Raw genomic sequence first — 6315 nt, forward strand, 5'->3', positions numbered from 1 at the left:
CTCTGGGTACGATATTGCTGCTTTGTAGCCCCGCTGACTGTAGCCCCGCTGACTGTAGCCCCGCTGACGCGGGCGTGGCGTTTGTGGGCGGGGTTTTCTTGCTTCTAGCTGCTGTCGCGGCTGTACGGTATTGGCCGTTTTGGAACGTGTGAGATGTCACTTCTCTTTACTCGTAAAGAGAAGTGACCAAGAGAAAGCGATCCTTGCAGGAGGCTGGCGTGGCGTCATTGGGGACCCCAATGGTTTCGTCGTCAGGCCCCGGGTGCTAATGGCCTCGTGCCGTAACCGGTTCAGAGCACCACGACCCGGCCAATGCCCAGGGATTCGTGGTGGTCCCCCCGGTAGCGGCCATCACGAACTTCAAGCCGTCTGTCGCTCGCGGAGTGGCCGGCCACGAAGTTGCAAGCGTCCCGTTTCCGTCGTGGGCGCGGTGGCACCGGATTGATAGGCCGAAGAATTCTTCCACCGCGCCCACCCCACCACGAAACCATCACGGCGTGACATATCGTGACACTTTGCACCGGTACCGGCAGATGGATGAATGAGCAGGGATGCCGCTACCGAGCAGCCTCACCACGAAACCAGCGCCATCCGCAGGATCGTGGTCACTCGATCCGGTAACGGCATAAGAGGGTTTGAGGCGGGGGTAGGCTGGTGCCGGCGATTTCGCCGCTGACGCGGGGGTGGCGTTTGTGGGCGGGGTTTTGATGCTTCTAGCTGCTGTCGCGGCTGTACGGTGTTGGCTGATTTAGAACGTGTGAGATGTCACTTTTCTTTACTCGCCCGCCCGTAAAGAAAAGTAACCAAAAGAAAGCGATCCTTGCAGGAGGCTGGCGTGGCGTCATTGGGAGCCCCAATGGTTTCGTCGTACGGCCCCGGGTGCTAATGGACTCGTGCCGTTACCAGTTTAGACCACCACGACCTTGCTAATGCCCAGGGTTTCGTGGTGGCCCCCACCGGTAGCCACCACCACGAATTTCAAGCCGTCTGTCGCTCGCGGTGCGGGCGGCCACGAAGTTGCAGGCGTCCCGATTTCGTCGTGGGCGCGGTGGCACCGACTTGATAGGCCGAAGAATTCTTCCACCGCGCCCACTCCACCACGAAACCATCATAGCGTGATATATCGTGGCGCTGCGAACCGGTACCGGCAGATGCGTGAATGAGCAGGGATGTCGCTACCGAGCAGCCTCACCACGAAACCGGTGTCATTGACAGGATCGTGGCCATTCAAACCGGTAACGACGCGAGGCCATTAGCACCCAGGGCCTGACGACGAAACCACCGGGCTACGTAACCCCAATAAGCCAGCCTCCTGCAAGGATCGCTTTCTCTTGGTTACTTCTCTTTACGAGTAAAGAGAAGTGACATCTCACACGTTCCAAAACGGCCAATACCGTACAGCCGCGACAGCAGCTAGAAGCAAGAAAACCCCACCCACCAAACGTGTCTCCCCGCGTCAGCGGGGCTACAAGCAGCCCCCCCGCCCCAAAAGGCCCGCATTCCTTCACACCACCACATCTTCCAACGTGACCAGCTGCGCCCCATCCTGCACCTGGTCGCCGATACCATAAAGCACCTCCTGCACCACGCCGTCGGCCGGCGCGGTCAGGGTGTGTTCCATTTTCATGGCTTCCATCACGATCAGCGGATCTCCCTTGCCAATGACCGTGCCGGCCTTGACCATCACCGCGATGATGCGGCCCGGCATCGGCGCCACCAGCTTGCCGCCCTCGGCATCGGCGCTGCCCGCATGGGCCAGCGGGTCGATGACTTCCAGCTGGGTTTGCTGCTTGCCGCTGAACACGTAGAGAGCGTCGCCTTCGATATGGGTGTTGCCCTTGACCGTGCGCTCGCCCAGGTCGAGTGCGTGGCTGCCGGCCAGGCTGGCCGCGCGGAAGGGCAGGGTCTGCTCGCCTACCGTCAGCCATTGCTTGCCGCCATCACTGCGCAGGCTGGCCAGCGTTTCGCCTTCACCGGTGCGCAGGCGGAACTGGCTGGTGGCGTCTCCGTTCAGGCGCCATGCGCCGGCGTTCTGCCAGGGCGAATGGGCGTCGGCCGGGTCCACGCGGCGCGCGCGGTTTTCCGCATCGACCAGCGCCGCTACCGCCAGCGCGATGACTTCGGTGCCCACCTTCGCGGGCGGCGGGAATAGTGCTGCCTGGTTGCGCTCGATCAGGCCGGTGTCGAGGTCCGCCGTGCGGAACGCCTGCGACGTCACCAGCCGCTGCAGGAAGGCGATATTGGTCGACAGGCCCACCACGTGATACTCGGCCAGCGCCTGCGCCATGCGCGCCAGCGCTTCCTCGCGGTCGCGGCCCCACACGATCAGCTTGGCGATCATGGGATCGTAGTACGGGCTGATGGTGTCGCCCTCGCGCACGCCGGAGTCGATGCGCACGCCAGCCGGGCCGTTGCCGTCCTGGCCCAGCGCGAACGTGACCGCTGCCGGTGTGCGCAGGTAGCGCAGCGTGCCGGTGGAGGGCAGGAAGCCCTTGTCGGGGTTTTCGGCGTAGACGCGGGCTTCCAGTGCATGGCCGTGGATTTGAAGCTGATCTTGCCTGAGAGGCAGCGGCTCGCCCGAGGCTACGCGCAGTTGCCACTCCACCAGGTCCTGCCCGGTGATCATCTCGGTGACCGGGTGCTCTACCTGCAGGCGGGTGTTCATCTCCATGAAGTAGAACGAGCCGTCCTGGTTGGCGATGAATTCCACCGTGCCAGCGCCGACGTAGCCCACGGCCTGCGCGGCGGCAACAGCGGCTTCGCCCATGGCGCGCCGGCGTTCCTCGCTCATGCCAGGGGCCGGCGCTTCTTCCAGCACCTTCTGGTGGCGGCGCTGCACCGAGCAGTCGCGCTCGAACAGGTAGACGCAGTTGCCGTGCGTGTCGGCAAAGACCTGGATCTCGATATGGCGGGGGCGGGTCAGGTATTTCTCGACCAGCACGCGGTCGTCGCCGAAGCTGGCGCTGGCCTCGCGCTGCACGGACGCCAGCGCGGCTTCAAAGCCTTCGCTGGCCTCCACCACGCGCATGCCCTTGCCGCCGCCACCGGCGCTGGCCTTGAGCAGCACGGGGTAGCCGATGCGGTCGGCTTCGCGGCGCAGCAGGGCGGCATCCTGATCCTCGCCGTGGTAGCCGGGCACCAGCGGCACCGCAGCCGCCTCCATCAGGCGCTTGGCCGCGCTCTTGCTGCCCATGGCGCGGATGCTGGATGCCGGCGGGCCGATAAAGACGAGGCCGGCTTCGGCGCAAGCTTCTGCGAAGCCGTCGTTCTCGGAGAGGAAACCGTAGCCCGGATGGATGGCCTGCGCGCCGGTGGCCTTGGCCATCTCGATGATGTGGTCGCCGCGCAGGTAGCTGTCGCGCGCTGCCGCGCCGCCGATATGCACGGCCTCGTCGCACAGTGCCACGTGGCGCGCGTTGGCGTCGGCGTCGGAGTAGACGGCTACCGTGCGGATGCCGAGGCGGCGGCAGGTGGCTGCCACGCGGCAGGCGATTTCGCCGCGATTGGCGATCAGGATCTTGTTGAACATGACTGTTCCTAGTTTTCTGGTTCTGGCGGCGCGGCTGCGGTGGCCGCGCGGCGGATGCGCATGATTGGCTGGGTGCCTTGGCTCAGGCAGGACGCCAGGACGGCGAGCGCTTCTCCAGGAAGGAGCGCACCCCTTCGCGGCCTTCGTCCGACGCGCGGATCGCAGCAATGCGCTCGGCGGTGTCGGCCAGCAGCGCATCGTCGATGGCGCGGCCGGACACTTCCTGCACCAGCCGCTTGCTCTCGCGCACGGCATTGGGGCTGTTGGCCACCAGCGCGGCGGCGATCTCGCTCACCTTGGCATCCAGCGTGTCGCCCGGCACCACCTCATGCACAAAGCCCAGGCGCAGCGCCTCGGCCGCGCCGAAGCGCTCGGCCGTGATGAAGTAGCGGCGCGCCGCCTGCTCGCCCATGGCGCGGATCACGTAGGGGCTGATGGTGGCGGGCAGCAAGCCCAGGCGCGCCTCCGACAGGCAGAAATTCACCGTCTGCGCGGCCACGGCGATGTCGCAGGCGGCAACCAGGCCCACGCCGCCCGCATAGGTGTCGCCGTGGATGCGCGCGATCACCGGCTTGGGGCAGGCCCAGATGGTGTGCAGCATCTGCGCCAGCGTGAGCGCGTCGGACCGGTTCTCGTCGTGCGAGTAGCCGGCCATCTTCTTCATCCAGTTCAGGTCGGCGCCGGCGCAGAAGGCCGGGCCATTGCCAGCCAGCACGATGGCGCGCACCGTGGGCTCGCTGCCGAGTGCGCGGAACGCACCGGTGAGCTCGGCGATCACGGTTTCGTTGAAGGCGTTGCGCACGTCCGGCCGGTTCAGCGTGACGGTGGCCACGTGCTGCGCGGCCGTGACGGTAAGCGTGGTGAAATCCATGTTGGTGTCCTGTACGGTGCGATTCGTTATCCGGGGCGCTTGAGCAATGGAAAATTACATGCGGAACACGCCGAACTTCATCTCGCCGATGGGCGCGTTGAGGCTCGCCGACAGGCCCAGGCCCAGCACCGTGCGGGTTTGCGCGGGATCGATCACGCCGTCGTCCCACAGCCGCGCGCTGGCGTAGTAGGGGTGGCCCTGGTGCTCGTACTGGTCGCGGATCGGTTGCTTGAACTTGTCCTCGTCTTCCGCGCTCCAGCTGCCGCCCTTGGCCTCGATGCCGTCGCGGCGCACGGTGGCCAGCACGCTGGCCGCCTGCTCGCCGCCCATGACAGAGATCCGTGCGTTCGGCCACATCCACAGGAAGCGCGGCGAGTAAGCGCGCCCGCACATGCCGTAGTTGCCAGCGCCAAACGAGCCGCCGATGATCACCGTGAACTTGGGCACCTGCGCGGTCGCCACCGCCGTCACCATCTTGGCGCCGTTGCGGGCAATGCCCTCGTTCTCGTACTTGCGGCCCACCATGAAGCCGGTGATGTTCTGCAGGAACACCAGCGGGATCTTGCGCTGGCAGCACAGTTCGATAAAGTGCGCGCCCTTGAGCGCCGACTCCGAGAACAGGATGCCGTTGTTGGCGATGATGCCCACCGGATAGCCCCAGATCCGCGCAAAGCCGCACACCAGCGTGGTGCCGTAGCGCGCCTTGAACTCGTCGAAGTCCGAGTCGTCCACGATGCGCGCAATGACCTCGCGCACGTCATAGGGCTTGCGCGTGTCGGTAGGGATCACGCCGTACAGCTCCTCCACCGGATAGCGCGGGGGCAGCGGCTCGTGCAGGCGGATCTGGTCCGGCTTGCGGCGGTTCAGGTGCTGCACGATATTGCGCGCCAGCGACAGCGCATGCGCGTCGTTCTGCGCAAAGTAATCGGCCACGCCCGACAGGCGCGTGTGCACATCGGCGCCGCCCAGGTCTTCGGCGGTGACTTCCTCGCCGGTGGCGGCCTTCACCAGCGGCGGGCCGCCCAGGAAGATGGTGCCCTGGTTCTTGACGATGATCGATTCATCGCTCATGGCCGGCACATAGGCGCCGCCGGCCGTGCACGAGCCCATCACCACCGCGATCTGCGGAATGCCTTGCTTGGACAGGTTGGCCTGGTTGTAGAAGATGCGGCCAAAGTGGTCGCGGTCCGGGAACACGTCATCCTGGTTAGGCAGGTTGGCGCCGCCCGAGTCCACCAGGTAGATGCAGGGGAGGTTGTTCTGCTCGGCGACCTCCTGCGCGCGCAGGTGCTTGCGCACCGTGAGCGGGTAGTAGGTGCCACCCTTGACGGTTGCGTCGTTGCAGACGATCACGCATTCCTGTCCGGCCACGCTGCCGATGCCGGTGATGATGCCTGCGCCGGGCGCCGCATTGTCGTACATGTCGTAAGCCGCGAGCTGCGACAGTTCCAGGAACGGTGTGCCCGGATCCAGCAATTGCTGCACACGCTCGCGCGGCAGCAGCTTGCCGCGCCCAAGGTGCTTGGCGCGGGCTTGCTCGCCGCCGCCTTCCGCCAGCTTGGCGATCTTCGCCTTGAGGTCGACGACCAGCGCCTGCATGGCGTCGGCATTGGCGCGGAAGGATTCCGAGCGCGCATTGAGTTTGGTTTCGAGCGTGGGCATAAGGTGTCGGATCTCGGGTCTTTGTTCTTGTGGCTTGTGCTGTGGGCGCGGGGGCGTCGGCTGGATGCTCAGGCCGTTTCGGCGTAGAGCTCGCGCCCGATCAGCATGCGGCGGATTTCCGAGGTGCCCGCGCCGATCTCGTACAGCTTGGCGTCGCGCCACAGGCGGCCCACCGAGTATTCGTTGATATAGCCGTTGCCGCCCAGGATCTGCACGGATTCGCCGGCCATCCAGGTGGCCTTCTCGGCGGTAT

General features: G+C 65.6%; 4 protein-coding genes. All 4 read right to left on the reverse strand.

Annotation, left to right across the window (positions count from 1 at the left end; genetic code table 11):
• Positions 1 to 1504 precede the first annotated feature (1504 nt).
• Positions 1505 to 3529: an acetyl/propionyl/methylcrotonyl-CoA carboxylase subunit alpha gene (locus AC07XB_RS15605; RefSeq protein WP_493688076.1), complete on the reverse strand. Its 2025-nt coding sequence runs from the start codon at positions 3527 to 3529 to the stop codon at positions 1505 to 1507.
• Positions 3530 to 3611: 82 nt separating this feature from the next.
• Entirely contained in the window at positions 3612 to 4400 is a 789-nt protein-coding gene (locus AC07XB_RS15610; protein ID WP_492833238.1) for an enoyl-CoA hydratase/isomerase family protein, read from the reverse strand.
• A 54-nt stretch (positions 4401 to 4454) separates the two neighbouring features.
• Positions 4455 to 6062, reverse strand: a complete 1608-nt coding sequence (locus AC07XB_RS15615; RefSeq protein WP_492376809.1) for a carboxyl transferase domain-containing protein — start codon at positions 6060 to 6062, stop codon at positions 4455 to 4457.
• A 68-nt stretch (positions 6063 to 6130) separates the two neighbouring features.
• Positions 6131 to 6315, reverse strand: a 185-nt coding sequence (locus tag AC07XB_RS15620) for an acyl-CoA dehydrogenase family protein (protein ID WP_493688077.1), incomplete at its 5' end; no start/stop codon positions are given.

This window comes from Cupriavidus sp. GW821-FHT02F09, assembly GCF_059421605.1.